26 protein-coding genes are annotated in these 26,682 nt (G+C 70.6%); 17 read left to right on the top strand and 9 right to left on the bottom strand.

Going from position 1 to position 26,682, the window contains the following annotated elements; translation table 11 throughout:
- The first annotated feature begins 9 nt into the window (after positions 1-9).
- Positions 10-1,161, top strand: a complete 1,152-nt coding sequence (locus ACFPIH_RS43885; RefSeq protein WP_381184391.1) for an NADH-quinone oxidoreductase subunit D — start codon at positions 10-12, stop codon at positions 1,159-1,161.
- A 104-nt stretch (positions 1,162-1,265) separates the two neighbouring features.
- Here the strand turns inward: ACFPIH_RS43885 and ACFPIH_RS43880 are convergent, their stop codons facing one another.
- Positions 1,266-2,300, bottom strand: coding sequence for an SAM-dependent methyltransferase (locus ACFPIH_RS43880; RefSeq protein ID WP_381184388.1), 1,035 nt, complete (start codon positions 2,298-2,300; stop codon positions 1,266-1,268).
- Positions 2,301-2,418: 118 nt separating this feature from the next.
- Between ACFPIH_RS43880 and ACFPIH_RS43875 the strand changes: the two genes are divergently transcribed.
- Entirely contained in the window at positions 2,419-3,621 is a 1,203-nt protein-coding gene (locus ACFPIH_RS43875; RefSeq protein WP_381184385.1) for a sensor histidine kinase, read from the top strand.
- Positions 3,622-3,702: 81 nt separating this feature from the next.
- On the top strand, positions 3,703-4,374 hold the full coding sequence (locus ACFPIH_RS43870) for a response regulator transcription factor (RefSeq protein WP_381184382.1): 672 nt from the start codon (positions 3,703-3,705) through the stop codon (positions 4,372-4,374).
- A gap of 27 nt (positions 4,375-4,401) precedes the next feature.
- On the opposite strand, the gene ACFPIH_RS43865 is transcribed toward ACFPIH_RS43870, so the two are convergent.
- Positions 4,402-5,508 carry a DUF5937 family protein gene (locus ACFPIH_RS43865; protein WP_381184379.1) on the bottom strand — a complete coding sequence of 369 codons (1,107 nt, stop codon included), beginning with the start codon at positions 5,506-5,508 and terminating at the stop codon, positions 4,402-4,404.
- Between the two features lie 204 nt (positions 5,509-5,712).
- On the opposite strand from ACFPIH_RS43865, the gene ACFPIH_RS43860 reads away from it, so the two are divergent.
- The 10 genes from ACFPIH_RS43860 to ACFPIH_RS43815 all read left to right on the top strand — a co-directional run bounded on the left by ACFPIH_RS43860 (position 5,713) and on the right by ACFPIH_RS43815 (position 14,186).
- Positions 5,713-6,744 (top strand): Rossmann-like and DUF2520 domain-containing protein, encoded by a 1,032-nt coding sequence (locus ACFPIH_RS43860; protein WP_381184376.1) that lies wholly within the window; start codon positions 5,713-5,715, stop codon positions 6,742-6,744.
- Positions 6,741-7,742 (top strand): pantoate--beta-alanine ligase, encoded by a 1,002-nt coding sequence (gene panC / locus ACFPIH_RS43855; protein WP_381184374.1) that lies wholly within the window; start codon positions 6,741-6,743, stop codon positions 7,740-7,742. The genes ACFPIH_RS43860 and panC overlap by 4 nt, the downstream gene beginning before the upstream one ends.
- The gene (locus ACFPIH_RS43850; protein WP_381184372.1) at positions 7,739-9,454 is read left to right on the top strand and encodes an L-aspartate oxidase; all 1,716 of its coding nucleotides are present in this window, start codon (positions 7,739-7,741) and stop codon (positions 9,452-9,454) included. Before panC ends, ACFPIH_RS43850 begins: the two co-directional genes overlap by 4 nt.
- Before the next feature lie 7 nt (positions 9,455-9,461).
- On the top strand, positions 9,462-10,439 hold the full coding sequence (gene nadC / locus ACFPIH_RS43845) for a carboxylating nicotinate-nucleotide diphosphorylase (RefSeq protein ID WP_381184370.1): 978 nt from the start codon (positions 9,462-9,464) through the stop codon (positions 10,437-10,439).
- A gap of 16 nt (positions 10,440-10,455) precedes the next feature.
- Complete coding sequence (locus tag ACFPIH_RS43840) at positions 10,456-11,253, top strand: type III pantothenate kinase (protein WP_381184367.1); 798 nt, start codon at positions 10,456-10,458, stop codon at positions 11,251-11,253.
- 293 nt (positions 11,254-11,546) lie between these two features.
- The gene (locus tag ACFPIH_RS43835) at positions 11,547-12,239 is read left to right on the top strand and encodes a hypothetical protein (protein ID WP_381184530.1); all 693 of its coding nucleotides are present in this window, start codon (positions 11,547-11,549) and stop codon (positions 12,237-12,239) included.
- A 76-nt stretch (positions 12,240-12,315) separates the two neighbouring features.
- Positions 12,316-12,495 (top strand): hypothetical protein, encoded by a 180-nt coding sequence (locus ACFPIH_RS43830; protein WP_381184364.1) that lies wholly within the window; start codon positions 12,316-12,318, stop codon positions 12,493-12,495.
- Between the two features lie 138 nt (positions 12,496-12,633).
- Positions 12,634-13,056: a BlaI/MecI/CopY family transcriptional regulator gene (locus ACFPIH_RS43825; RefSeq protein ID WP_381184527.1), complete on the top strand. Its 423-nt coding sequence runs from the start codon at positions 12,634-12,636 to the stop codon at positions 13,054-13,056.
- Between the two features lie 9 nt (positions 13,057-13,065).
- Entirely contained in the window at positions 13,066-13,626 is a 561-nt protein-coding gene (locus ACFPIH_RS43820; protein ID WP_381184361.1) for an amino-acid N-acetyltransferase, read from the top strand.
- A 224-nt stretch (positions 13,627-13,850) separates the two neighbouring features.
- Positions 13,851-14,186, top strand: coding sequence for a histone-like nucleoid-structuring protein Lsr2 (locus ACFPIH_RS43815; protein ID WP_381184358.1), 336 nt, complete (start codon positions 13,851-13,853; stop codon positions 14,184-14,186).
- Here the strand turns inward: ACFPIH_RS43815 and ACFPIH_RS43810 are convergent.
- A complete protein-coding gene (locus tag ACFPIH_RS43810) occupies positions 14,165-14,794 on the bottom strand; it encodes an SCO3374 family protein (protein ID WP_381184526.1) in 630 nt (209 codons plus the stop codon). The two genes, ACFPIH_RS43815 and ACFPIH_RS43810, sit on opposite strands and share 22 nt — an antisense overlap.
- A gap of 607 nt (positions 14,795-15,401) precedes the next feature.
- Here ACFPIH_RS43810 and ACFPIH_RS43805 point away from each other — a divergent pair.
- Positions 15,402-17,927, top strand: a complete 2,526-nt coding sequence (locus tag ACFPIH_RS43805) for an ATP-dependent Clp protease ATP-binding subunit (protein ID WP_381184355.1) — start codon at positions 15,402-15,404, stop codon at positions 17,925-17,927.
- A 61-nt stretch (positions 17,928-17,988) separates the two neighbouring features.
- Here ACFPIH_RS43805 and ACFPIH_RS43800 read toward each other — a convergent pair whose 3' ends face one another.
- On the bottom strand, positions 17,989-18,621 hold the full coding sequence (locus tag ACFPIH_RS43800; protein WP_381184352.1) for an HAD family acid phosphatase: 633 nt from the start codon (positions 18,619-18,621) through the stop codon (positions 17,989-17,991).
- A gap of 558 nt (positions 18,622-19,179) precedes the next feature.
- Between ACFPIH_RS43800 and ACFPIH_RS43795 the strand changes: the two genes are divergently transcribed.
- Positions 19,180-19,776 carry a M23 family metallopeptidase gene (locus ACFPIH_RS43795; protein WP_381184349.1) on the top strand — a complete coding sequence of 199 codons (597 nt, stop codon included), beginning with the start codon at positions 19,180-19,182 and terminating at the stop codon, positions 19,774-19,776.
- A gap of 19 nt (positions 19,777-19,795) precedes the next feature.
- Here ACFPIH_RS43795 and ACFPIH_RS43790 read toward each other — a convergent pair whose 3' ends face one another.
- A complete protein-coding gene (locus ACFPIH_RS43790; protein ID WP_381184346.1) occupies positions 19,796-20,383 on the bottom strand; it encodes a TetR/AcrR family transcriptional regulator in 588 nt (195 codons plus the stop codon).
- A 168-nt stretch (positions 20,384-20,551) separates the two neighbouring features.
- Between ACFPIH_RS43790 and ACFPIH_RS43785 the strand changes: the two genes are divergently transcribed.
- Both ACFPIH_RS43785 and ACFPIH_RS43780 read left to right on the top strand, forming a co-directional pair.
- Positions 20,552-22,144, top strand: coding sequence for an MDR family MFS transporter (locus tag ACFPIH_RS43785; RefSeq protein WP_381184343.1), 1,593 nt, complete (start codon positions 20,552-20,554; stop codon positions 22,142-22,144).
- A gap of 304 nt (positions 22,145-22,448) precedes the next feature.
- Positions 22,449-22,883: a VOC family protein gene (locus ACFPIH_RS43780; protein ID WP_381184340.1), complete on the top strand. Its 435-nt coding sequence runs from the start codon at positions 22,449-22,451 to the stop codon at positions 22,881-22,883.
- 61 nt (positions 22,884-22,944) lie between these two features.
- Here ACFPIH_RS43780 and cseC read toward each other — a convergent pair whose 3' ends face one another.
- The 4 genes from cseC to ACFPIH_RS43760 all read right to left on the bottom strand — a co-directional run bounded on the left by cseC (position 22,945) and on the right by ACFPIH_RS43760 (position 26,391).
- Positions 22,945-24,282 carry a two-component system sensor histidine kinase CseC gene (cseC, locus tag ACFPIH_RS43775; RefSeq protein WP_381184338.1) on the bottom strand — a complete coding sequence of 446 codons (1,338 nt, stop codon included), beginning with the start codon at positions 24,280-24,282 and terminating at the stop codon, positions 22,945-22,947.
- Positions 24,283-24,302: 20 nt separating this feature from the next.
- Positions 24,303-25,004 (bottom strand): two-component system response regulator CseB, encoded by a 702-nt coding sequence (cseB, locus tag ACFPIH_RS43770; protein WP_381184334.1) that lies wholly within the window; start codon positions 25,002-25,004, stop codon positions 24,303-24,305.
- Between the two features lie 188 nt (positions 25,005-25,192).
- Positions 25,193-25,864, bottom strand: a complete 672-nt coding sequence (locus ACFPIH_RS43765; RefSeq protein ID WP_381184331.1) for a hypothetical protein — start codon at positions 25,862-25,864, stop codon at positions 25,193-25,195.
- Positions 25,849-26,391: a SigE family RNA polymerase sigma factor gene (locus tag ACFPIH_RS43760; protein ID WP_069773156.1), complete on the bottom strand. Its 543-nt coding sequence runs from the start codon at positions 26,389-26,391 to the stop codon at positions 25,849-25,851. Before ACFPIH_RS43760 ends, ACFPIH_RS43765 begins: the two co-directional genes overlap by 16 nt.
- Positions 26,392-26,682 lie beyond the last annotated feature (291 nt).

Genomic DNA, 26,682 nt, shown 5'->3' with positions numbered 1-26,682 from the left:
ACTGGGACCATGACTCCCACGACGGAGACCACGGTCGGGATCGGCGGCGCCGCGGAGAGCACCGACATGGTGCTGAACATCGGCCCGCAGCACCCCTCCACGCACGGTGTGCTGAGGCTGCGGCTCGTGCTGGACGGCGAGCGGATCCGGCACGCGGAGCCGGTGATCGGCTATATGCACCGCGGCGCGGAGAAACTGTTCGAGGCGCGCGACTACCGCCAGATCGTCATGCTGGCCAACCGCCACGACTGGCTGTCCGCCTTCTCGAACGAGCTGGGCGTTGTCCTCGCCGTGGAGCGGATGCTCGGCATGGAGGTCCCCGAGCGCGCGGTGTGGACGCGCACGCTGCTCGCGGAGCTGAACCGGGTGCTCAACCACCTGATGTTCCTCGGGTCGTACCCGCTGGAGCTGGGCGGCATCACGCCGGTGTTCTACGCGTTCCGTGAGCGCGAGGTGCTGCAGAACGTCATGGAGGAGGTCTCCGGCGGGCGTATGCACTACATGTTCAACCGCGTCGGCGGCCTCAAGGAGGACCTTCCGGCCGGCTGGGCCGCACGCGCGCGTGGCGCCGTGTCCGCCGTGCGCTCGCGCATGGACGTCTTCGACGACCTCGTCCTCGGCAACGAGATCTTCCGGGGGCGCACCCGTGGCGTGGGCTCGCTCACACCACAGGCCGTGCACGCGTACGGCGTGAGCGGGCCGATCGCGCGGGCCTCGGGCGTCGACTTCGACCTGCGCCGCGACGAGCCCTATCTCGCCTACGGGGAGCTCCAGGACACCCTGAAGGTGGTCACCCGCACCGAGGGCGACTGCCTGGCCCGCTTCGAGTGTCTGCTCGCCCAGACGCACATCGCGCTCGACCTCGCGGACGCCTGCCTGGACCGGCTCGCGGAGCTGGCTCCCGGCCCGATCAACCAGCGGCTCCCCAAGGTCCTCAAGGCGCCCGAGGGGCACACGTACGCGTGGACCGAGAACCCCCTCGGGATCAACGGCTACTACCTCGTCAGCAAGGGCGAGAAGACCCCGTACCGGCTGAAGCTGCGCTCGGCGTCCTACAACAACATCCAGGCCCTCACCGAACTGCTGCCGGGCACGCTGGTCGCGGACATGGTGGCGATCCTGGGGTCGATGTTCTTCGTGGTCGGAGACATCGACAAGTAACAGCCATCAGCAGCCATGAGCAGATCAGTAGTCATCAGTAATCATCGGCAGTCGTCAGCAGTCGTCAGCAGTCGTCAGCAGTCGTCAGCAGTCGTCAGCAGTCGTCATGTCGGCGGGGCCAGTGGGTCCGGAATTCCAACCCGCTGGACCAGCCACCCGAAGTCGCCCAGCCCGCCCGACGCGGTGAGCTCGGCGGCCTCCCCGGCAGCCGCGAGGGCGCGCACGTAGGCGGCGGGGTCCGTGGAGGCCAGCGAGAGCGGGGGGCGCGCGCCGGTGATGCCGAGGGCGTGCAGGGCGGCGCGCTGCGTGAGCAGACGTCCTCGGGCGACGGCGGACCCGACCGCCTCCTCGCACGCGTCCAGGGCCACGTGGGACGTGATGTCGCACGAGCCGTCCGGTACGGGGGAGGTCTCGCGGCCCTCTCGGAAGGCCGTGAGGGTGCCGAACGGGGGGCGGCCGGCCTTGGTGTGGGCGTAGTCCGCGGCGACCGCCAGGCCGCGGTGGAGGCGGGCGACGGTGGCCGCCCAGGCCGTGTCGCGCGGGTGGCCGATCTCCGCCCGGAGTCCTTCCTCGGGCGGGAGCGGCCACCAGCGCGCCAGCCACTCCGCCGCCGGGCCGGACACCGGGTTCCCGAGGCGCTCGCCGCCGTCGGTGCCGACCAGGACCAGGCGGGGCACGCCTGACGCGTCCACCTCGGCGATCTCCACAGGCACGTTGTCGAGCCACTCGTTGGCGAACAGGAGCCCGGTGATCGTCTCCGGGGGCTCCGGCAGCCAGGTGATCCCGGGGGCGAGGGTCTCGGGGCGGGCGGCGAGTTCGACGGCGTACGCGCGCGTGCGGGCGGCCACCTCGGAGGGGAGCGCGGCCAGCACACCGGTGACGAGTTCGCCGCGTCCGGCGGCCATGTCGACGAAGTCGAGCCGCTCGGGCCGCCCCAGGGACTCGTCCACGCGGCACAGCAGCCGGGCGACCGCCTCGGCGAAGAGCGGCGACGCGTGGACGGACGTACGGAAGTGGGCGGCCGGGCCCTCGGGGCGGACGTAGAAACCGCCCTCGCCGTACAGCGCGGCACGGGTCGCCGCCCGCCATCCGCGCCACTCGCCGGAGCCCGCCCCGGAGTCCGCCACTTTCTGCGCCATCCGGTCAGACTAGGCGCACAGGTGATCACTGCCTCCACCTTGGGGAGTACGCGCGCCCGGACCGGATCGGCCCTCCGGTTGACCCCCACACACATTCCACTTCCCTACGCTGGGTTACGTGCAGCGCCTCTACGACTTCCTCCGCAGACACCCGACCTGGTTCGACGGCTTCTGGGCCCTCGTCCTGTTCGGGCTCTCCGCTGCCACCGGAACCGCCGGCCAGGAGCGCGGCGGCACCGACTCCATGCCGCTGCTGGCCTCCGTCGGCTTCCTGTTGTGCCTGGTCATCGCGCTGCGTCGGCGGATGCCGGAGAAGATGCTGCTGCTGGCCATCGGGCTCGGGGTGGTCCAGTTGACGCTGGACGTCGGGGTCACGCTCGCCGACTTCGCCCTGCTGGTGATCGTCTACACGGTCGCCGCGACCGGCGCGCGCTGGGCCTCCACGCTCGCGCTGTTCACCGGGCTGAGCGCGGCGACCGTGGCACAGCTGCGCTGGCCGCAGGAGGACGTGAGCGTGCCGGGCATGGTCGCGGTCGTGGTCTTCCAGACGGTGCCGTTCGCCCTCGCCTGGGTGCTCGGCGACTCGGCGCGCACCCGGCGGGCCTACTTCGCCCAGCTGGAGGAGCGGGCGGCGCGGCTGGAGAAGGAGCGCGAGGCGCAGGCCAAGGTCGCGGTCGCCGCCGAGCGCGCCCGGATCGCCCGCGAGCTGCACGACGTCGTCGCGCACAACGTGTCGGTGATGGTGGTGCAGGCCGACGGCGCCGCGTATGTCATGGAGGCCGCGCCCGACCAGGCGAAGAAGGCGCTGGAGACGATCTCCTCCACCGGCCGTCAGGCCCTCGCCGAGATGCGCCGCCTGCTGGGCGTGCTGCGCACCGGCGAGCACCAGGAGGGCGGCGAGTACGTGCCGCAGCCGGACGTCGAGCAGATCGACGACCTCGTCCAGCAGTGCCGCGGCTCGGGCCTGCCGGTGGACTTCAAGATCGAGGGCACGCCGCGACCGCTGCCCAGCGGGGTCGAGCTCACCGCGTACCGGATCGTCCAGGAGGCGCTGACCAACACACGCAAGCACGGCGGGCCGAACGCGGGCGCCAGTGTGCGGCTTGTCTACTTCGACGACGGCCTCGGCCTGCTCGTCGAGGACGACGGCAAGGGTGCCCCGCACGAGCTGTACGAGGAGGGCGGCGTGGACGGCCGGGGCCACGGCCTGATCGGGATGCGCGAGCGGGTCGGGATGGTGGGCGGCACCCTGGACGCGGGACCGCGTCCGGGCGGAGGATTCCGCATCAGCGCCCTGCTGCCGCTCAAACCAGCGCATTGACGCAAACGCACGCCCCTCGTTGACACCTGTCACGCCCCCGCACCGCCACCACCAGCCGATCAATTTACGGAAGAGGACCCGATGACGATCCGCGTGATGCTCGTCGACGACCAGGTGCTGCTGCGCACCGGGTTCCGGATGGTGCTCGCCGCCCAGCCGGACATGGAGGTCGTGGCCGAGGCGGGCGACGGTGTCGAGGCCCTGCAGGTGGTGCGGTCCACGGCCGTCGACGTCGTACTGATGGACGTCCGGATGCCGAAGCTGGACGGGGTGGAGGCCACCCGGCGGATCTGCGCGGAGGACGATCCGCCGAAGGTACTGATCCTGACCACCTTCGATCTCGACGAGTACGCGTTCTCCGGGCTGAAGGCGGGCGCGTCGGGCTTCATGCTGAAGGACGTGCCGCCCGGGGAGCTGCTCACCGCGATCCGGTCCGTGCACAGTGGTGACGCGGTGGTCGCCCCGTCCACCACCCGGCGCCTCCTCGACCGGTTCGCGCCGATGCTGCCCGCCACCGGCAAGGAGCCCCGGCAGAAGGAGCTGGAGCGGCTCACCGAGCGAGAGCGCGAGGTCATGGTGCTGGTCGCCCAGGGGCTGTCCAACGGGGAGATCGCGGCCCGGCTGGTGCTGTCCGAGGCGACCGTGAAGACCCATGTGGGCCGCATCCTGACCAAGCTGGGGCTGCGGGACCGGGTGCAGGTGGTGGTCCTGGCGTACGAGACGGGGCTGGTACGCGCGGGTGGCCACGGCTGACACCCGGCCTCGGAGCCCGCCTGGTGGTCAGCGGAGTATGCCCTCAAGGAAGTCGCTGCCCAGCCGTGCCACCACCGTCACGTCGAGCTGGTGCAGGACGTACCGGCCGCGGCGGCGGGTGGTGATCAGGCCCGCCTTCTTCAGGACGCCGAGGTGGCGGGATATCTCGGGGGCCGTGATGCCGTGCACCTGGGCCAGCTCGGTGGTGCTGTAGGCGCTGCGCGCGAGCAGCCGGCAGATCCGCATCCGTACGGGGTGGGACAGCGCGGTCATGCGCAGCGTCAGCTGCTCGACGGAGGGCGGCGCGGCCAGCTCAGGGGAGCCGACCGGGTAGTGCAGGACCGGCTGCCAGCCGTGGCGGTGCAGCACGAGCAGGTGCGGCCAGCCCAGGCTGGTGGGTACGAGCAGCAGACCGCCGTCGGCCGTCGAGGTGCGGCCCCCGACCAGCTTGTCCACGGTGATCCGCGCACCGCTCTCGTCGAGCGTCACGGCGGAGGACACCGAGGCGAGCGCCTCCGCGAGGCCCTTGTGGCGCAGCAGGTCCGTCTTGTGGCGGGCGTCGGCGGCGAGGGGGTGGCGCACCCGGGCCCAGACGTCGGCCAAGAACGCCTCGTCGCAGTCCTCCAGGAACTGTCTGATCCAGCCGCGCACCCGGGGCGGGTCGTCGAGCAGCCGCTCGGCGAACCGCGCCTGACGCGGCCCGCGCGTGGCGGCCAGCTCCAGGGCGCGGCGGCGCTGGGCCGGGTCGGTGAGGACGGCGGGACCCGGCTGGTCGTAATCCGGTGCGCAGGTGAACTCCAGGGCCGCGTCCGTGAACTGTTCGTCCGTCAGTTTGTCGAGGAGGTCCAGCTCTTCGGCGAGGGTGGGGGTGGGGAGGGTGTCGCGGCCCGGGAGGCCGGCGTACGGCAGGAAGAGGTCCGAGAACGTCGTCCGCCACAGGAACTCGGCCTCGCACATCCGGTCCGCCAGATGCGGGTCGAGCCGCGCGGTGACCCCGGTGACCCAGCCCTGGAGTCCCGGGTGGTGACCGGGCTCGGACAGCGCGTGCAGCGCCATGCCGAGCTCGGCCAGGGGCGAGGGCACGACGGCGATCCGCTCCGGCCGCAGCCCCGCGATGTCGATCTGCACACTCATGTGGTCATGGTGCACCCCGCCACTGACAGCGCCCCTCCCGATTGACGACGGCCGTCAATCGGGAGGGGCCATCGGGGACCACCTGCCGCGCGCCGACGTGACCGAGCACCTTCCTCGCCGGCCCGCTCCGGACTCCGATCGCGTTAACATGACGAGAAATCGTCCGGTACCCCGCGCGGACTGGAACGGGAAGGCCGCCCTCGCGTGAGTGCATTTCAACAACCAGATCCCAGGGACCGCCCCGCGCGGCTGAACGTCGGCGTCGTCGGCGCCGGCCGGGTGGGACCCGCCCTGGCCGCGTCCCTCCAGCTGGCCGGACACCGCCCGGTGGCCGTCTCCGGTGTCTCCGACGCCTCCCGGCGACGGGCCGCGCTGCTCCTGCCCGACGTGCCGCTCGTGCCGCCCGCCGAGGTTCTCCGGCGGGCCGACCTGGTGCTGCTGACCGTCCCCGACGACACTCTCCCCGGGCTGGTGCAGGGCCTCGCCGAGACCGGGGCCGTACGGCCGGGGCAGCTCCTCGTGCACACCTCCGGGCGGTACGGCGCGACCGTCCTCGACCCCGCCCTGCGGGCTGGCGCGCTGCCGCTGGCGCTGCATCCGGCGATGACCTTCACCGGCACGCCCGTGGACGTGCAGCGGCTGGCCGGCTGCTCCTTCGGCGTCACCGCGCCCGACGCGCTGCGGCTGGCCGCCGAGGCCCTCGTCATCGAGATGGGCGGCGAGCCGGAGTGGATCGCCGAGGAGAACCGCCCGCTCTACCACGCCGCCCTCGCCCTGGGCGCCAACCACCTCGTCACCCTGGTCGCCCAGTCCATGGAGCTGCTGCGCACGGCGGGCGTCGACGCGCCCGACCGGATGCTCGGCCCGCTGCTCGGCGCCGCCCTCGACAACGCCCTGCGCTCCGGCGACGCGGCCCTCACCGGCCCCGTCGCCCGCGGGGACGCCGGCACGGTCGCCGCCCACGTCGCGGAGCTGCGCCGGCACGCACCGGCCACCGTCGACGGATACCTCGCGATGGCCCGCGCGACCGCCGACCGCGCGCTCGCCCACGGACTGCTCAAGCCGGAACTCGCCGAGGACCTCCTCGGGGTCCTCGCGAACGAAACCAGAGGGATCCCTCGGGCTGGTGGGATCCCTGGGACCCCTGAGACCCCTGGGAGCGACGAGAGCGAAGGGACCGACGGAACCGGCGACGGTACCGACGGAACCGGCGGCGCCGAGGGAGACGGCCGATGACCACCACCCTGCTGCGCACCGCCGCCGAGTTGCACGCACGCGTGCGCACCGGCCGCCGGGCCGTCGTGATGACCATGGGCGCCCTGCACGAGGGCCACGCCACCCTTGTCCGCACCGCGCGCGAGCTCGCGGGGCCGGACGGCGAGGTGGTCGTCACGGTCTTCGTCAACCCGCTGCAGTTCGGCGCGGGCGAGGACCTCGACCGCTACCCGCGCACCCTGGACGCCGACCTCAAGATCGCCGAGGCGGCCGGCGCGGACGTCGTGTTCGCCCCGTCCGTGGACGAGGTCTACCCGGGCGGCGAACCCCAGGTCCGGATCAGCGCGGGACCCATGGGGGAGCGCCTGGAGGGCGCGTCGCGCCCCGGGCACTTCGACGGCGTCCTCACGGTCGTCGCCAAGCTGCTGCACCTCACCCGGCCCGACGCCGCGCTCTTCGGCCAGAAGGACGCCCAGCAGCTCGCGCTGATCCGCCGTATGGTCCGCGACCTGAACTTCGGCGTGGAGATCGTCGCCGTGCCGACGGTCCGCGAGGCCGACGGCCTGGCCCTGTCCAGCCGCAACCGCTTTCTGTCCGCCCAGGAGCGCCACACCGCGCTCGCGCTGTCGGCGGCGCTGTTCGCGGGCAGTGACCGGCACGCCGCCCAGGAGGCGCTGCGGGCACGCGCGCTCGAGGTGCCCGCCACGCACGCGCGTGCCGAGGCGCTCAGTGCCCTCGGCGAGTCCCGCGCGGCGGCCGACACCCATGCCGTCGCCAAGGCCGCCCCCGGCAACCCGGCCGCCGTCCGCGCCGCCGCCCGCGCGGTCCTCGACGAGGCCGCCCGGCAGACGCCGCCGCTGGCACTGGACTACCTCGCGCTCGTCGACCCGGGCGACTTCGCCGAGATCCAGGACGACTTCATCGGAGAGGCCGTCCTCGCCGTCGCCGCCCGGGTCGGGACGACCCGGCTGATCGACAACCTCCCCCTCACCTTCGGAACCCTCGGAGCCGCCTCGTGAGCAGCACCGGCATACGACTGCACGCGCCCGCCCCCGGGTGGTCCATCGACGCGGACGTGGTGGTCGTCGGCTCCGGCGTCGCCGGTCTGACCACGGCCCTGCGCTGTGAGGCCTCGGGCCTACGCACGGTCGTCGTCACCAAGGCCCGCCTCGACGACGGTTCCACCCGCTGGGCGCAGGGCGGCATCGCCGCGGCTCTCGGCGAGGGCGACACCCCCGAGCAGCACCTGGACGACACCCTGGTGGCGGGCGCCGGTCTGTGCGACGAGGACGCCGTACGGATCCTCGTCACCGAGGGACCCGACGCCGTACGACGGCTTATCGCGACCGGCGCGCACTTCGACGAGTCCGCCGAGGGCGACCTGGAGCTGGCCCGCGAGGGCGGCCACCACCGCCGCCGGATCGCCCACGCGGGCGGCGACGCCACCGGCGCGGAGATCTCCCGGGCACTCGTCGAGGCGGTACGCGCGCGTGGGCTTCGTACGGTCGAGAACGCGCTCGTGCTCGACCTGCTGACGGACGCGGACGGCCGTACCGCCGGCGTCACCCTGCACGTCATGGGCGAGGGCCAGCACGACGGCGTGGGCGCCGTGCACGCCCCCGCGGTCGTCCTCGCGACCGGCGGCATGGGCCAGGTGTTCTCCGCCACCACCAACCCGTCCGTGTCGACCGGCGACGGCGTGGCGCTCTCGCTGCGGGCCGGCGCGGAGGTCAGCGACCTCGAGTTCGTGCAGTTCCACCCGACCGTGCTGTTCCTCGGCGCCGACGCGGAGGGCCAGCAGCCGCTGGTCAGCGAGGCGGTGCGGGGCGAGGGCGCCCACCTGGTCGACGCGGACGGCGTGCGGTTCATGGTCGGGCAGCACGAGCTGGCCGAGCTGGCGCCCCGGGACATCGTCGCCAAGGGCATCATGCGCCGCATGCAGGAATTGGACGCCGAGCACATGTTCCTCGACGCCCGGCACTTCGGCGCCGAGATGTGGGAGCACCGCTTCCCGACCATCCTCGCCGCCTGCCGCGCCCACGGCATCGACCCCGTCCACGAGCCCATCCCGATAGCTCCGGCGGCCCACTACGCCTCCGGCGGCGTCCGCACCGACTCCCGGGGCCGGACCACCGTCCCCGGCCTGTACGCGTGCGGCGAGGTCGCCTGCACCGGCGTGCACGGCGCGAACCGGCTCGCCTCCAACTCCCTCCTGGAGGGCCTCGTCTACGCCGAGCGGATCGCCGTCGACATCGCCACGAGCCGGGGCGCCGACGACCTCCACGCGCGCGTGCCCGCCCCCGTCGAGCAGCCGCGCAAGCCCGCCCACCCGCTGCTCGCCGCCGAGGACAGGTTCGCGATCCAGCGGATCATGACCCAGGGCGCCGGCGTGCTGCGCTCGGCCGGTTCGCTGGACAAGGCCGCCGGTCAGCTCCAGCGGATGCACACCGAGGCCCGCGACGCCCTCGACGAGAACGGCAAGACCGCCGAGCCCGGCGTCGACACCTGGGAGGCCACCAACCTCCTGTGCGTGGCCCGCGTCCTGGTCACCGCCGCCGCGCTGCGCGAGGAGACCCGCGGCTGCCACTGGCGCGAGGACCGCGCCGACCGCGACGACACGGCCTGGCGCCGTCACATCGTCGTACGGCTGAATCCGGACCGGACGCTCGCCGTACACACCACCGATACCGCAGACTTCCCCCCGACCCGGCAGCCCCAGCAGGAGCAGTGACACAGACGTGAGCACCCCCGACCTTCCCCTCGCCCAGAGCGGCGGCTGCGGCGACGGCTGCGCCTGCGGCGCCGAGGACGACGCCGAGTACCTGGAGTGCGGGCTCGACCCCGCGCTCGCCCAGCTTCTGTCCGACGCCGGCCTCGACCCCGTCGAGGTCGAGGACATCGCCAACGTCGCCATCCAGGAGGACCTCGACAACGGCGTGGACGTGACGACCGTCGCGACCATTCCCGAGGAGGCCGTGGCCACCGCCGACTTCGTGGCGCGCGAGGGAGGCGTCGTGGCCGGCCTGCGGATCGCCGAGGCGGTCGTCTCTGTGGTCTGCACCGACGAGTTCGAGGTCGAGCGTCACGTCGAGGACGGCGACCGCGTGGAGGCCGGGCAGAAGCTGCTGTCCGTCACCACCCGCACCCGCGACCTCCTCACCGCCGAGCGCAGCGCGCTCAACCTGCTGTGCCGGATGTCCGGCATCGCGACGGCCACGCGCGCGTGGGCGGACGTCCTGGACGGCACGAAGACACGCGTGCGTGACACCCGCAAGACGACCCCGGGCCTGCGCGCCCTGGAGAAGTTCGCGGTCCGCTGCGGCGGTGGCGTCAACCACCGCATGTCGTTGTCCGACGCGGCCCTGGTGAAGGACAACCACGTGGTCGCCGCGGGCGGCGTCGCCGAGGCCTTCCAGGCGGTACGGGACACCTTCCCGGATGTGCCGATCGAGGTCGAGGTCGACACCCTGCACCAGCTGCGCGAGGTCGTGGACGCGGGCGCCGACCTCATCCTCCTCGACAACTTCACGCCGGGGGAGTGCGAGGAGGCGGTGGCGGTCGTCGACGGCCGCGCCCTCCTCGAGGCCTCCGGCCGGCTCACCCTGGACGACGCCAAGGTGTACGCCGACACCGGCGTCGACTTCCTGGCCGTCGGGGCCCTGACCCACTCCTCGCCGATCCTCGACATCGGCCTCGACCTGCGCGCGGCGCAGTAGAGAGCGGGGACCGGCCATGCTGCTGACGATCGACGTAGGGAACACGCACACCGTGCTCGGCCTGTTCGACGGTGAGGACATCGTCGAACACTGGCGCATCTCCACGGACGCCCGCCGCACCGCCGACGAGCTCGCGGTCCTCCTCCACGGCCTGATGGGCATGCACCCGCTCCTCGGGGTGGAGCTGGGCGACGGCATCGACGGCATCGCGATCTGCGCGACGGTGCCGTCGGTGCTGCACGAACTGCGCGAGGTCACCCGCCGCTACTACGGCGACGTCCCGGCCGTCCTCGTCGAACCCGGCGTCAAGACCGGCGTGCCGATCCTCTTCGACAACCCCAAGGAGGTCGGCGCCGACCGCATCATCAACGCGGTCGCCGCGAACGAGCTCTACGGCGGCCCCGCGATCGTCGTCGACTTCGGTACGGCGACGACGTTCGACGCGGTGAGCGCGCGCGGCGAGTACGTGGGCGGGGTCATCGCCCCCGGCATCGAGATCTCCGTCGAGGCACTGGGGGTGAAGGCCGCCCAACTCCGCAAGATCGAGGTGGCCCGGCCGCGCAGCGTCATCGGCAAGAACACCGTCGAGGCCATGCAGTCCGGCATCGTCTACGGCTTCGCGGGCCAGGTCGACGGCGTGGTCACCCGCATGGCCCGCGAACTCGCCGAGGACCCGGACGACGTCACCGTCATCGCCACGGGCGGCCTGGCCCCCATGGTCCTCGGCGAATCCTCGGTGATCGACGAACACGAACCCTGGCTGACCCTGATCGGCCTACGCCTGGTCTACGAACGCAACGTGTCGCGGATGTAGCCACCGACGCGGCACGCGGGGCGCGGGGGCGGCCGGGAGACCGGGCTGGGCTCCGGCGTCCGGCGGGCCGGTCACGGGATCTGCCGGACAGGTGTGCGGCGGTCTCCTGCGCGCTGCAGGTCGCGGCGGGCGGACGGGCCGGGCCGGACGGACGTGTGTCGGTTTCCGTCGCTGCGCGGATCGTGGGGCCGGGAGGGCGGATTCGGGCGCGTCGAGGGCGGTAACGGTGTCGGATTTGTCTGATTAGCGCGTATCGTCGGCCCATGCCCACGCCATACGGATCCCGCGGCGGCATGGCGTTCGGCGCGGAGGAGCTGCGTGTGCTCCGCCGCGCCCTCGCCCTCGCCCTCCACCCCGGCCCCGCCAGCGCCGAGGACGTCCAGGACTGCCATCGCCTCGCCGAGTCCCTCGACGAGGCGATGCGCGAGGCCGCCCGGCTGCGGGCCTTCCTGGTGGCCGACCTCGCCCGCTACCGCGCCGCCCTCCCCGGCACCGCCGCCGGCTACCTCACGCTCCTGGACGAGGTACTGGCCGCCGGCCACCGCCCCGGCCCCGACGACCTCGCCGCCCTGCGCGCCCTGCGGGGAAACCCGGTGGCCGCCGCCCTCCTGGACCGCTGCCAGACGGCCGCCGAGAGGGATGTACGGGCCCGTCTCGCGCGCCGTGCGGCCCTCCAGACGTCCATGGTCGCCCCGGTCGTGCCGGCGTCCCGTACGCGCCTCCTGGCCCTTCCAGGGGGCCGCGACCGCCTCCCCGCCCCTCCCGCCGTCGCCGAGGACCCCGGTGAGGAGCCGCGCCGGAAGCCCGCCGAGAAGCCCTCACGGCCCGAGCCCGGACCCGGTCCCGCGGGGCCCCCCACTCCGACGCCCGAGCCCGCGCGACGTCCCGTCCCCACGCCGGGCGAGGTGTTCCCGCGCCGCAAGCCCGCGCCACCGCCCTCCGATCCGGAACGGGAACAGCAGCGGCAACGGCTTGTGGCGGGCTGACGACCCCAGCGTCGGCCCGGACCCGGATACGGGCCCCCGCCCGGATGCCCCATTCCTCCGTGGCTACCCTGGATCCATGGACTATGTCTCCGCGCTGGTGCCCCCCGTCGTCATGGCCGTGTTCTTCATCGGTCTGATCAGGGTGATCGTGAAGACCCAGGGTGGCGCCAACAAGGCCAAGGAGGACGCGGCCGTGGACGCCGCCCTCGCGCGCGTGGAGGCCGCACGGCAGACCTCCGCCGGCCCCGACGCCTGATCGCACCCGCCGGTCTCCCGGGCGTACGGCTCCCTTCGGAGTCGTACGCCCTTTTTGTTCATGTTTGTAGATGAACATGCACGTCCGGCACGCGATGGAGGAGATCTCCCACTATTGTTCTGAGCTGTGCCTCGCCCATTGGGAGAACTCGAAGACGCGGTCATGACGCGGGTGTGGAGTTGGAACCGCCCGGTGACCGTTCGAGAAGTCCTGGAAGACCTTCAGCAGGAACGGTCCATCGCCTACACCACGGTGATGACCGTTTTGGACAATCTCCATCAGAAGGGCTGGGTGCGCCGCGAGGCGGAAGGCCGGGCCTATCGATATGAGGCGGTCTCCACCCGAGCCGCCTACGCCGCCGCCCTCATGAACGACGCCTGGGCGCAGAGTGACAACCCCGCCGCCGCTCTCGTCGCCTTCTTCGGGATGATGAGCGACGAACAGCGAGGGGCGCTGCGCGACGCCGTACGGATGGTCCAGGGTCCGGAAACATCCGAACCCGCAACTGCGGGCAGTGCCGGGGAGAACCCCGGCTCGGCAACGGAGGGCGGCGGGCGATAGCGTCCGCTCATGTCAGCAGAGAGCCCCGGGAACGCCGAGAACGCCGCGAACACCGAAGTCACGGCTAAAGCCATCACCGTCCGGCGGGCCCGGACCAGCGATGTCCCCGCCGTGCGCAGACTCCTTGACGCGTACGTCCGCGGCGGCATCCTGCTCGACAAAGCGACGGTGACCCTTTACGAGGACATCCAGGAGTTCTGGGTCGCCGAACGCGACGACAACGCCGAGGTGGTCGGCTGTGGCGCCCTGCACGTGATGTGGGAAGACCTGGCGGAAGTGCGCACTCTCGCGGTGAAGCCCGGTCTGAAGGGGGGCGGTGTGGGCCACCAGTTGTTGGAGAAGTTGCTGCACACCGCGCGTTGGCTCGGTGTTCGCCGGGTTTTCTGCCTGACCTTCGAAGTGGACTTCTTCGCCAAGCACGGCTTCGTGGAGATCGGTGAGACGCCGGTCGACACCGATGTCTACGCGGAGCTCATGCGTTCCTATGACGAGGGCGTAGCAGAGTTCCTCGGACTCGAACGAGTGAAACCCAACACCTTGGGCAACAGCCGGATGCTTCTGCATCTGTGATCGTCGGCGCCATTCCCGCCGAGTGCCCTTGGCAGGTGCCCTATGTCCGAAACGCGCACGTTTCCGGGCGAGGGGCGGGTGGCCGACCTCTCCCAGGGGTTTGTGTTTTTCCAGCAAAAGCGGTTTGCTTTCCGACGTACTGCAGTACTGCATATAACAGGGCGCGGCTAAACGGCGGACGCCGCGGACACCCGTCCCTCACGTTTTCGATGAAAGGAAATCCGGTGGCACAGAAGGTTCAGGTCCTTCTTGTCGACGACCTCGACGGCGGCGAGGCGGACGAGACCGTGACGTTCGCGCTGGACGGCAAGACCTACGAGATCGATCTCACGACTGCCAATGCGGACAAGCTGCGTGGCCTTCTCGACCCGTATGTGAAGGGCGGCCGGCGTACCGGTGGCCGTGCTTCGGGCGGTCGCGGAAAGGCGCGGGTGGCTTCCGGCAGCAGCCAGGACACCGCCCAGATCCGTGCGTGGGCGAAGGAGAACGGTTACGAGGTCAACGACCGCGGCCGAGTGCCGGCGACCATTCGCAAGGCTTACGAGGACGCCAACGCCTGAGTACGGGCGCTGCGCAGCCGGACACGGTGACAATGCGTCGCCAGCGTGTCCACCAGCCGTACGAGATCGGGGGCGTGCCCCGCGCCTCCCAGGGCCGACATCGTCGGCAGCGAGGCCTCGACCTCGCACCCCACCTCGGGGGGCCGCACCCATACGGCGGCCCCCTGTGTAGGCACGGCACGGCTGTGGCCGGGAGGCGGCGGGGCCTCCATGAGCCCGCCCGTGCCGATCGCCGTGAGATCCAGCGGCAGCGAGCCCCACTCGAGCCATTCGAGGATGCCGGGCAGTTCCTCCGCACCCCCCGCGGCCACCAGCAGCCGCATCCTGCCGCTCCCCGCGGCCACGGGAACCCCCGGCGCCAGTCGCTCCAGCGCCGCGCGCCCCGCTTCGAGCGGTACCTCCAGTACGTCGAAACGTTCCCCCACCACCAACCGCACCGGCCTCCCGGGCACACTCGCCCACCCGAGCTGCCTCTCGTACCAACGCTGAAGCCGGCGCATACGGGGGTCCGGGCGGAGAGGGCTGTGTGGACCGGGCTGACCTGCGAAACGGGCGAGAGGGCCGGGGCCGGGCCCTGCGGGATCGAGCGGCCGGCGGGGCAGGGGCACCGCGCGCGCGGAGGGTGAGGGTACGGAGGGTCCCGACGAAGGCGCGGTCGCGGGATCGACCGGCACACCGGCGTCCGAGCCGGTCAGGGGGCCGGCCGTCGGCCCGGCGGGGAAGCCGGGGCGCAGGCGGCCGGGCGAGCCGAGGGGGTGGGCGGACGGGCGGGGTGGAGGAAGCATGCCGAGTGCAACCGTCCGGAAGGGCCGCGAGTTACGCTGGGTGGTGCTGTGGGCGCGCAGCGTCGCGGAAAAGGGGGCTTGTGGGGGTCTCGGCGGGCGCAAGGTTGTTCGCCCGTAGCGGAGGGAACCGGTGCGCACGGCATGGACTGTCAGTCGCAGCGGGTAAGACATGCCTAGTGGGAGGGGGCGACACGCAGGAAAGGGCGTCTCACGTTCGCCATCGGCGTACTGGAGACAGGGGTAACTGCCTGGCCTGCGGGAACATCGTCTCGCACCATCGGGTTGGAGCAGATGTCGGCGTTCGGGGTCAGGAGGCCATCGACGGTGTCGGCAGTTGGAATGAGCGGTCCCCGCTTGCGGGACTAAGCTGCGGAAGGACAGGGAGGGGAAGTTCCCCCCACTGCCTGACCGCTCTGAGGAGCGATTAACGATGTTCGAGAGGTTCACCGACCGCGCGCGGCGGGTTGTCGTCCTGGCTCAGGAAGAAGCCCGGATGCTCAACCACAACTACATCGGCACCGAGCACATCCTCCTGGGCCTGATCCACGAGGGTGAGGGTGTCGCCGCCAAGGCCCTTGAGAGCCTCGGGATTTCGCTCGAGGCGGTCCGCCAGCAGGTGGAGGAGATCATCGGGCAGGGGCAGCAGGCCCCGTCCGGGCACATCCCCTTCACCCCCCGTGCCAAGAAGGTCCTGGAGCTGTCGCTCCGCGAGGCCCTTCAGCTCGGCCACAACTACATCGGCACGGAGCACATCCTGCTCGGCCTGATCCGTGAGGGCGAGGGCGTCGCCGCCCAGGTCCTGGTCAAGCTGGGCGCCGATCTCAACCGGGTGCGGCAGCAGGTCATCCAGCTGCTCTCCGGTTACCAGGGCAAGGAGACCGCCACCGCCGGCGGGCCTGCCGAGGGCACCCCCTCGACGTCCCTGGTCCTCGACCAGTTCGGCCGGAACCTCACCCAGGCCGCTCGTGAGTCCAAGCTCGACCCGGTCATCGGGCGCGAGAAGGAGATCGAGCGGGTCATGCAGGTGCTGTCCCGCCGTACCAAGAACAACCCGGTGCTCATCGGCGAGCCCGGCGTCGGCAAGACCGCCGTCGTCGAGGGCCTCGCCCAGGCCATCGTCAAGGGCGAGGTGCCCGAGACCCTCAAGGACAAGCACCTCTACACCCTGGACCTCGGCGCGCTGGTCGCCGGCTCCCGCTACCGCGGTGACTTCGAGGAGCGCCTGAAGAAGGTCCTCAAGGAGATCCGCACCCGCGGCGACATCATCCTGTTCATCGACGAGCTGCACACGCTGGTCGGTGCGGGTGCCGCCGAGGGCGCCATCGACGCCGCTTCCATCCTGAAGCCGATGCTGGCCCGTGGTGAGCTCCAGACCATCGGTGCGACCACGCTGGACGAGTACCGCAAGCACCTGGAGAAGGACGCGGCCCTCGAGCGCCGCTTCCAGCCCATCCAGGTCGCCGAGCCGTCCCTGCCGCACACGATCGAGATCCTCAAGGGTCTGCGTGACCGGTACGAGGCGCACCACCGTGTCTCGATCACCGACGAGGCGCTGGTCCAGGCCGCCACCCTGGCCGACCGGTACATCTCGGACCGCTTCCTCCCCGACAAGGCGATCGACCTGATCGACGAGGCGGGCTCCCGGATGCGCATCCGCCGGATGACCGCGCCGCCGGACCTGCGCGAGTTCGACGAGAAGATCGCCGGCGTCCGCCGCGACAAGGAGTCCGCGATCGACTCGCAGGACTTCGAGAAGGCCGCCTCCCTCCGCGACAAGGAGAAGCAGCTCCTGGCCGCCAAGGCCAAGCGGGAGAAGGAGTGGAAGGCCGGCGACATGGACGTCGTCGCCGAGGTCGACGGCGAGCTGATCGCCGAGGTCCTCGCGACCGCCACCGGCATCCCGGTCTTCAAGCTGACCGAGGAGGAGTCCTCGCGTCTGCTGCGCATGGAGGACGAGCTCCACAAGCGGGTCATCGGCCAGGTCGACGCCGTCAAGGCGCTGTCGAAGGCGATCCGCCGTACGCGTGCCGGTCTGAAGGACCCGAAGCGTCCGGGTGGTTCGTTCATCTTCGCCGGTCCGTCCGGTGTCGGTAAGACCGAGCTGTCCAAGGCGCTCGCCGAGTTCCTCTTCGGCGACGAGGACGCGCTGATCTCCCTCGACATGTCGGAGTTCAGCGAGAAGCACACGGTGTCGCGGCTCTTCGGTTCGCCCCCCGGATACGTGGGTTACGAAGAGGGCGGCCAGCTGACCGAGAAGGTCCGCCGCAAGCCGTTCTCCGTCGTCCTCTTCGACGAGGTCGAGAAGGCCCACCCGGACATCTTCAACTCGCTGCTGCAGATCCTGGAGGACGGTCGTCTGACCGACTCCCAGGGCCGGGTCGTGGACTTCAAGAACACGGTCATCATCATGACGACCAACCTCGGCACCCGGGACATCTCCAAGGGCTTCAACCTGGGCTTCGCGGCCTCGGGCGACAAGAAGTCGAACTACGAGCGCATGAAGAACAAGGTCTCGGACGAGCTCAAGCAGCACTTCCGCCCCGAGTTCCTCAACCGTGTCGACGACGTGGTCGTCTTCCCGCAGCTGACGCAGGAGGACATCCTGCGGATCGTCGACCTGATGATCGGCAAGGTCGACGAGCGCCTGAAGGACCGGGACATGGGCATCGAGCTCTCCCAGTCCGCCAAGGAGCTGCTGTCCACCAAGGGTTACGACCCGGTGCTGGGCGCGCGTCCGCTGCGTCGCACCATCCAGCGCGAGATCGAGGACACGCTGTCGGAGAAGATCCTCTTCGGCGAGCTGCGTCCCGGTCACATCGTGGTCGTGGACACCGAGGGCGAGGGCGAGACCAAGACCTTCACCTTCCGAGGCGAGGAGAAGTCGGCCCTGCCCGACGTCCCGCCGATCGAGCAGGCGGCCGGCGGTGCCGGACCGAACCTGAGCAAGGAGGCGTAAGCCTCACCCCGTAAGGGGCCGGTGCTTTCGAGCACCGGCCCCTTACGCATGCCCTGAGTGCCTACGACAGCTGACCGTCGTAGTCCGGCAGCTTGTACGTCTTCTCGGCGTGGCCGCCGGAGAGGTCGGTGGCGCTGTTGCCGATGTTCGCGATGATCGTGTAGCCCTTGTTCTCGATGTCGACGCGCTGGGCGGTCTTGTAGGCGGCGACGTCCTTGAAGAGGTCGAGGAGACCGCGGACGTAGAGACCGGAGACCTGGTAGCCGACGTACTTGAGGTTGTAGTCGGTCACCCCGGAGATGATGCCCGGGCGGGCGGTGACGAAGAACAGCGAGACGCCGTGCTCCTGGGCGTACTTGGCGACGTCGAGGACCGGCTTGTTGGCCGGCTGCGGGTAGCTGAAGCCGAAGTCGGTCTCCAGGGTGGTGTTGTCGATGTCGAAGACGATGGCCTGCTTCTCGCCCGCCTGGGCGGCGGCGATGCGCTGCTTCAGATACGGCAGGGCCTGGTTCATCACGGCCTGGCAGTCCGCCTGCCAGGTGGCGTAGTCGACGTCCTCCGCGGCTGCGGCGGCAACGGTGGTCGTGCCGGTGGCCGTAGCGGCCTGGGCGCCGGCCGGGACGGCGAGGGCCGTGACGGCGGCGGTGGCCGCGACGGTCATGGCGATACGGCGCGTCCAGGTGCCTCTGGTCATGTGTGGGGTCCTCTCGCGTCCTTGCGCTACCGGTGTCGTGGGCATGCTCATGTGCGGGGATGGCCTGGGGGGAACCAGCGGGTTACTGGACGGTAGTGTGCGATGAGAGGCTGGTCACAGACCCGTGCACGTGGTCGTGACCGGGGTCACAAGTCCCCTGTGGGGCAGGGGAGTAGTCCCTCCCGCTCCCCGAGTAGCCCCCGTCACATCCCGAAGTCCCTTGCGAGGGGCGGCCGGTGACAAGCCGCACAGGCCGTCGAGGCTGTACTAGGGCCGGTAGTGGCGTGCGAAATCGGTACAAAAAGGACTTTCCGCATGGAGTCTCGACGCCAATTCGGGACTCTGGGAAGGGTTTAGTGCCAAATGGAGCGCCATAGGGCGTTCTGTCAAGAGACGCTAAGTTTTGGGGTGAAGTACTAGCTTTCGTCGTACGTCACACGTTTGGGGGTATGCGGGCCCCGGGGTTACCAAGGGATGGCCCACCCGGCGGACGACCGCGTTCGTTCGTGTCGTCCGTGTGCCGGGTGGCGTCTCTGTCCCCTTCCCCATGAGGTTTCGATGTTCCAGCGCGTCACGTTCCGTTCCTCCCGTACGTCCCTGCTCCGCACCCGCGTGGCCGTCGGGGCCGCCGCAGTGGGCGCCTCGGTCGTGCTGGGGGCCGGAGTGGCGTCCGCCGCCGCCCCCGCCGCGGCGCCTGTCGCCGCCAAGTCCGTCGCCGCCAAGGCTGTCTCGGCCAAGGGCTGGGTCAAGCCGGTCGCGAAGTACACGAAGTCCGCGAGCTTCCACCAAGCCGGCGCCATGTGGCAGTCCACCCACAGCGGCCAGGACTTCGCCGTGCCGAGCGGCACCAAGGTCGTGGCCGCCCACGGCGGCACCGTCGTCAAGGCCGGCGGCAACGGCGCCGGTGACGGCCCCGCCTACGGCAACGCCATCGTCATCAAGCACGGCAACGGCACGTACTCCCAGTACGCCCACCTCTCGCGCATCGACGTGAAGATCGGCCAGATCGTCAAGACCGGCCAGCGCATCGCCCTGTCCGGCAACACCGGCAACTCCAGCGGCCCGCACCTGCACTTCGAGATCCGTACGACCGCCAACTACGGCTCGGCGATCGACCCGGTGTCCTTCCTGCGCGCCAAGGGCCTGACCGTCTGACGACGGCTCCCCGGAGGCTTCAGGCGCCGTGATGCGCCTGGCTCACCAGATCGAAGGCGACATCGAGGACGGCTGCACGCTTGTCCTCGGGGTCGCCTTCGATGTCCTGCAGGAAGAACATGCCGGCGTGCAGGGTGAAGATGGCGCTCACGCAGCGGACCTGGTCGGTCAGCGGGGCGTCCGTGTCGATGAAGATGTCCCGCAGGCCGCGCATACGGTCCTTGAAGGAATCGCCGATCTGCAGCTCCCGCACGGTCGCCTGGTTCTCCTGCATGAACCGGAAGAGCGGGGTCGCCTCGGCGAGAGCCGCGCTGTAGCGCCGTATGATCTCACGCTTGGTGTCGAGGGTGTGCGGCTGCTCCCGGCCCCACTCGATCAGTTCCTCGATCGGCTTCGTCAGATCCTGGAAGATGCTGACGATGATCTCTTCCTTCGTCTTGAAGTGGTAGTAGAGCGCCGCCTTGGTGACATCGAGCCGCTCCGCGATCTCGCGGAGGGAGGTCTTCTCGTAGCCCTGCTCGGCGAAGAGTTCGAGAGCGACGTCCTGGATGCGCTGGCGGGTGTTGCCGCGGCGCTGCTGCTTGGTGCCGTCCATGGTGCCGCCCATCCTCGTACTCCTTGTGCTCCCTCGGGAGCTTGCTTGCCGACCGGCAAGTACGTTGCCAGAAACTTACTTGACGCCCGGCTAGTGACAGGTCTACCTTCCCCAGTGTAGTCAACTTGTCGGGCGGCAAGTAAGTGGGCGGCCCGGAGCAGTACCAGGGGAGTGGGAACAGTGGCGGACACACCGACGGTAGAGACGGAATCAGGCACACAGGAGAAGCAGCCCCGGAGCGTGCGGGTCGTCCTGCTCGCGCTCATGATCACCATGATGCTCGCGATGCTCGACAACATGATCGTGGGCACGGCCATGCCGACGATCGTCGGTGAACTCGGCGGACTCGAACACCTCTCGTGGGTGGTGACCGCCTACACCCTCGCGACCGCGGCCTCCACGCCGCTGTGGGGCAAGCTCGGCGACATGTACGGCCGCAAGGGCGTCTTCATGTCCTCGATTGTCCTCTTCCTGATCGGCTCCGCACTCAGCGGCATGGCCCAGAACATGGGCGAGCTGATCGGCTTCCGCGCCGTGCAGGGCCTAGGCGCCGGCGGTCTGATGGTCGGCGTCATGGCGATCATCGGCGACCTGATACCGCCCCGGGAGCGCGGCAAGTACCAGGGCATGATGGCCGGCGTCATGGCGCTGGCGATGATCGGCGGCCCGCTGGTCGGCGGCACCATCACCGACAACTGGGGCTGGCGCTGGTCCTTCTACATCAACCTGCCGCTCGGCGTGGTGGCCCTCGCCGCGATCAGCGCCGTCCTGCACCTGCCGAAGAAGCGCTCGCAGGCCCGGATCGACTACCTGGGCGCCGGCCTGCTGACCGTGGGCATCACCGCCATCGTGCTCGTCACCACCTGGGGCGGCTCGGAGTACGCCTGGACGTCCGCGCGGATCATGGAGCTGATCGGGATCGGCGTCGCCGCCCTCATCGGATTCGTGTTCTGGCAGACCAAGGCCGCCGAGCCGGTCGTACCGCTGCACATCTTCCGCAGCCGCAACTTCACCCTGATGTCCGTGATCGGCTTCGTCACCGGCTTCGTGATGTTCGGCGCGACCCTCTTCCTGCCGCTCTACCAGCAGTCGGTGCAGGGCGCCTCCGCGACCAACTCCGGGCTGCTGCTCCTGCCGATGCTCGGCGCGATGCTGGTCACCTCGATGGTCGCGGGCCGTGTCACCACGAACACCGGCCGGTACAAGGTCTTCCCCCTGGCCGGCAGCGTCCTGATGGTGATCGGCCTCTACCTGCTGTCGACGATGGACACCGGCACCAGCCGCTTCACCTCCGGCGTCTTCATGGCCGTCGTCGGCCTCGGCATGGGCTGCCTGATGCAGATCACCATGCTGGTCGCGCAGAACAGCGTGGAGATGCGGGACATGGGCGTCGCCTCCTCCTCCACCACCCTGTTCCGCACACTCGGGTCCTCCTTCGGTGTCGCGATCATGGGCGCGCTGTTCAACAACCGCGTCCAGGACATCATGGCCGAGCGGGCCGGTGCCCTCGGTTCGAAGGTCACCGAGCAGTCCGCGCAGTTGGACGCGGCCAGTCTCGCCAAGCTCCCGGCCGCCGCCCGTGAGGCCTACCAGCACGCGGTCTCGGCCGGCACCCACTCGGCATTCCTCCTGGGCGCCGTGATCGCGGTGGTGGCCCTGGTGGCGGCGGTCTTCGTCAAGGAGGTCCCGCTCCGGGGCGCGGGCCCGCAGAAGCCGTCCGACGACTCGACCGACGACGCGGCCTCGCTGCCGCCGGTGGCCGAGCGCGTCTGACCCGGCCCTGACTGACCGAAGGCCCCCGGCTGGTGTCCGCCCCGGGGGCCTTCGCCTTGTCCCACGGCGGTACCTCCCGGCTCCGGGCCCCGTGCCCGTTTCAAGTCCCGCACCGGGCCGACCCCACCGAGTACCGCACCGAGCACGTCGGCAAGGGCGCCTCGCTGGTCCCCGGGTGCTACGCGATGCTGTGGGCCGGCGGCTCCCCCGCTCTGCGGACCGCAACTTCGAAGAAGCGCCCCGAGCCAGCCTCTGTCTACGGTGACGAACAGGAACCGACGACACCCGACAGGGGAGCAGAGCCATGATCAAGGGCCTGGGCATCGCCACCGTGTGGACCTTCGACCAGCAGCGCACCAAGGCCTTCTTCACCGAGAAGCTCGGCTTCGAGGTGCGCGACGACGTCTCCATGGGCGACATGCGCTGGATCACCGTCGGAGCCAAGGACCAGCCCGGCGTGGAGCTCGCCCTCATGAGCCTCGACGGCCCCGGCCTCGACCCGGAGTCCTCCGAGGCCCTGAAGAAACTCGTCAGCAAGGGTGTGATCGGCGCCGGCGCCTTCCGTACCGACGACTGCCGGGGCGATTACGAGACCTTCAGGGCCCGGGGCGTCGAGTTCATCCAGGACCCCCATGAGCGGCCGTACGGCATCGAGGCGATCTTCCGCGACGACAACGGCAACTGGTACTCACTGACCGAGCGCAGCGACGAACTGGACTTCTCGAAGGACTTCGGCTGAGAGACCGACCTCCGAACCGGGGGTCTTCTGCCGAGGAACCCGGAGCCGGAAGGGCCGGTTCCTAGTCCGGCATCATCGGATAGCTCCCCGTGTTCGTCGGTGCGTGCTCCGGCAGCCACAGGACGGCGACGGCGCCCTCGGCCGGTATGTGCTCCGGTCCCCCCGGCGGCCGTACGTTGCGGAAGGTGAGCCGGGCGCCCAGGACACGGGCCTGGCCCGCGGCGATGGTCAGGCCGAGCCCGTGGCCGTGCCCCGCGCGGTCGGCGCTGCCGGTGCGGAACCGGCGCGGGCCGTCGGCCAGCAGGTCCTCGGGGAATCCGGGACCGTGGTCGCGGACCCGGATCACCCGGCCCTCGACGGTGACCTGGATCGGCGGCTTGCCGTGCCGCGCGGCGTTGGCCAGCAGATTGAACAGGACCCGCTCCAGCCGACGGGGGTCGGTCGTGACCATCGACTCGTGCACCACCCGCACCTCGATGTCCGGGTCCTTCGCCGCCACCCGCCGGGCGATGAACTCGCCCAGCACGATGTCCTGCAGCTCGGCCCGCTCCGAGGCGCCGTCGAGCCGGGCCACCTCCAGGACGTCCTCCACGAGGGTGCGCATCGCCTGCGCACGGTCCAGCACCAGCTCGGTCGGCCGGCCGGGCGGCAGCAGCTCGGCCGCCGTGAGCAGCCCGGTCACGGGAGTGCGCAGTTCGTGCGCGATGTCGGCGGTGACCCGGCGCTCGGCCTCCAGCCGCTGCTGCAACGCGTCCGCCATGGCGTCCACCGCGCTCGCCAGGTCGTCGGTCTCGTCCCTCACGACACCGCCGATGGCATCCCGCACCCGGACGTCCGTCTCGCCACTGGCGACCTGGTTGGCCGCGGCCGCCGCCTTGCGCAGCCGGCGTGAGAGCTGCCCGCCGATCAGCACCCCGAGCGCGCTGCCGCCGAGCACGACCGCGATGGAGCCGATCACCAGCGCCTGGTCGAGGTCCTTGAGGATGTCGGTGCTGCGGTCGGTGAAGCCGGTGTGCAGGGACAGCACATGTCCGTCCTTGACCGGCACCGCCGCCCAGATGTCCGGCACACCGTCCCTGCTGTCGGTCACATACGTCACCCGGCGTCCGGCGTCGACCTTCTCCCGCACCGCCGACGGCAGCTCGGGGTCGTCGATCTTGATGCTCGGGAAGTTCGGCCGCCCGGACAGCTCGTAGTTGCGCTGGGCGATCTTGACGCGTTCGTCGGCGAGGTCGCGCGCGTTGTCCAGCATCGATACCCGGGCCGCGTTGTGCACGACCAGGCTGAGCGCTATGGCCACGAGCGCGCCGACCAGTGCGATCGCCGCGCTCAGCTTCCACCGCAGACCTGTACGGATGCCCGCGCGCTCCGCGCGGGCGGAAACCAGGTGCCCGACCATCCCCCGAATCCCCCCGCCGCTCAGGCCTTCAGCTTGTAGCCGAAGCCACGGACCGTCTCGATGCGGTCCTGTCCGATCTTCGTCCGCAGCCGCTGCACATGAACGTCCACCACCCGGGTGTCACCACCCCAGCCGTAGTCCCACACCCGCTCCAGGAGCTTGTCCCGGGACAGTACCGTGCCCGGCGCGGAGGAGAACTCCAGCAGCAGGCGCATCTCGGTCGGGGTGAGCGCCACCGGTGCGCCGGCCCGGCGCACCTCCATGCCCTCGGTGTCGATCTCCAGGTCACCGAAGGTCAGCACACCCCCGCCGGCGGCACCGGGCTCCTCGCCGCGCTCGCCGCCGCCCGCGTGGCCGAAGCGGCGCAGCACGGCGCGGATCCGGGCCACCAGGACGGCGCCGTCGAAGGGCTTGGTCACATAGTCGTCGGCGCCGGCCTCCAGGCCGAGGACGACATCGATGGAGTCGGCGCGGGCCGACAGCATGATCACCGGCACGGTCGACTCGTCCCGGATGCGCCGGCACAGGCTCACGCCGTCCAGCCCGGGGAGCATGACGTCCAGCAGCGCGATGTCCGGGCGGTCGGCCCGGAACGCCTCCAGGCCGGAGAGGCCGTCGGGCATCGCGGTGACCGCGAAGCCGTCCCGCTCCAGGGCGAGTTGGGTGGCCTCGCGGATGACGTCGTCGTCCTCGACGAACAGGACGTGGGTGTGTTCTGCCATCCCGGTGCTCTCAGTCCTCGTGGTAGATGTCTGTCTGATGGGTTCCGGCGGGTGCGTTCCGGTGCCCACATCCCCTCATCGGAACGAGTGCCCCGATCGGTTCACGGCGCGGGAAACTTTCGGCCGGGAGATTCTCGGCGGGGGATTCTGATGCGGGAGACCCTTTCCGACCGGCGGCTTCTCGCAGGTCACCCGCTCGCGGGCACCGGCGTCGCATCCCCGCTCACCACACCGCTGTACTCGTTGTGGATGCTGAACTCCTTGACGAAGCGTTGCGCCGGGGACCACCGATAGGTGATCACATTCTCGCCGGACGGGTCGGAGACGGGGTCGCCCTTCGCGTACACCTGCTTCGTCACCACCAGGTCGCCCCGGTCTATCTCCGCGTAGACCGGGGGCTCCTCCGCCTTGAACACGTTCTCGTACCGGTCGCGCTCCTCCCGGTACACGTACGCGCCGATGCCGACCACGTCACCGCAGGTCAGCACGTTCACCACGATGTCGGTGACGGTGCCGCCGGTGAGATTGCCGTAGGAGACGTCCACCGGGTACTCGTCGCCGACGCAGGGCTTCAGGTCCTGCTTGACCTCCGTGGAGACCTCGGGGTCGGCCAGCACGAGCCGGACCGCCTCCGCCTGGGAGGGGGTGCGACTGGGCGCGGGCGAGGGCGTCATGGTCGCCCCGCCGCCCACCGCGTCCGAGTGCGCGGGGCCCTCGTCACGGGCCCCGGTGCCGCCGGTGCCGCACGAGGAGACGAAAAGGGCGAGGGCGGCGAGCACGGTCACCGCCGTGATCGCCGCCTGGAAGGTCCCTCGGGCCGGTGTAGGTGTGGGCCCGGCCTCTGTCAGGCCGCCGCGCAACGCTCCCGCTCCTCACGCTCCAGCGCGCGTGCGTCCAGATCGCGGGCTTCCAGCTCCTCGCGGAGCCGGGCGAGCGCCCGGTGCAGCGTGCTCTTGACCGTACCGGCCGACATACCGAGGGCGGCGGCCGTCTCCTCCGTGGACATCTGCTCCCAGTGTCGCAGCACCACGACGCTGCGCTGCTTCGGAGCGAGTACTTTCATGGCGTCCATCAACAGGGCACGGTCCGCGTGCTGCTCGGTGGAGTCGTCCACGCACGCGTCCGGCAGCTGCTCGGTGGGCACTTCCTCCAGCTTGCGGGCCCGCCACCACTCGGTCCGGGTGTTGATCATGACCCGGCGCAGGTAGGCGTCCGCGAGCCGCTTGTCCGCGATGCCGTCCCAGCGGCCGTACGTCCGCGCCAGCGCCGTCTGCAGCAGGTCCTGCGCGTCGACCGGGTCCGGGACCAGCCGGCGGGCGCTGCGCAGCAGCGCGTCCTGCCGGGTGCGGACGTACTCCTCGAACTCGAGCACCTCGCCCTGCGCCATGGTCAACCCCTCCGTTTTCCCCGTCCGGCTCGCGGTCGTCCGCCGGTTTCGTGCCTCTGCTCTGTCCCCGTCGCGCCCTCGGCGGGCACACAAACGAAGCTACGGAGGTGTTGTCACGGGGCTGTCCGAAGCAGCCTGCGGACAGCGCTCGGCTGTCCGTCGGTTGTGTAACGGAAATGAGTTCTGGGTAAGCGGGCGTGGAGAATTAGCGGTTCATGGGCTGATTTGTCCGGCAGTTGGACGTGACGAAGGCTCGGTACGGGCTGTGAAGAAGCCGTTGTGAAGCCGTTC

It is taken from the genome of Streptomyces vulcanius (genome assembly GCF_042653945.1).
GTDB lineage: Bacteria > Actinomycetota > Actinomycetes > Streptomycetales > Streptomycetaceae > Streptomyces > Streptomyces mangrovi.
Note: the sequence above shows the minus strand (reverse complement) of the source record. Positions and strands in the feature narration are given on the sequence as shown.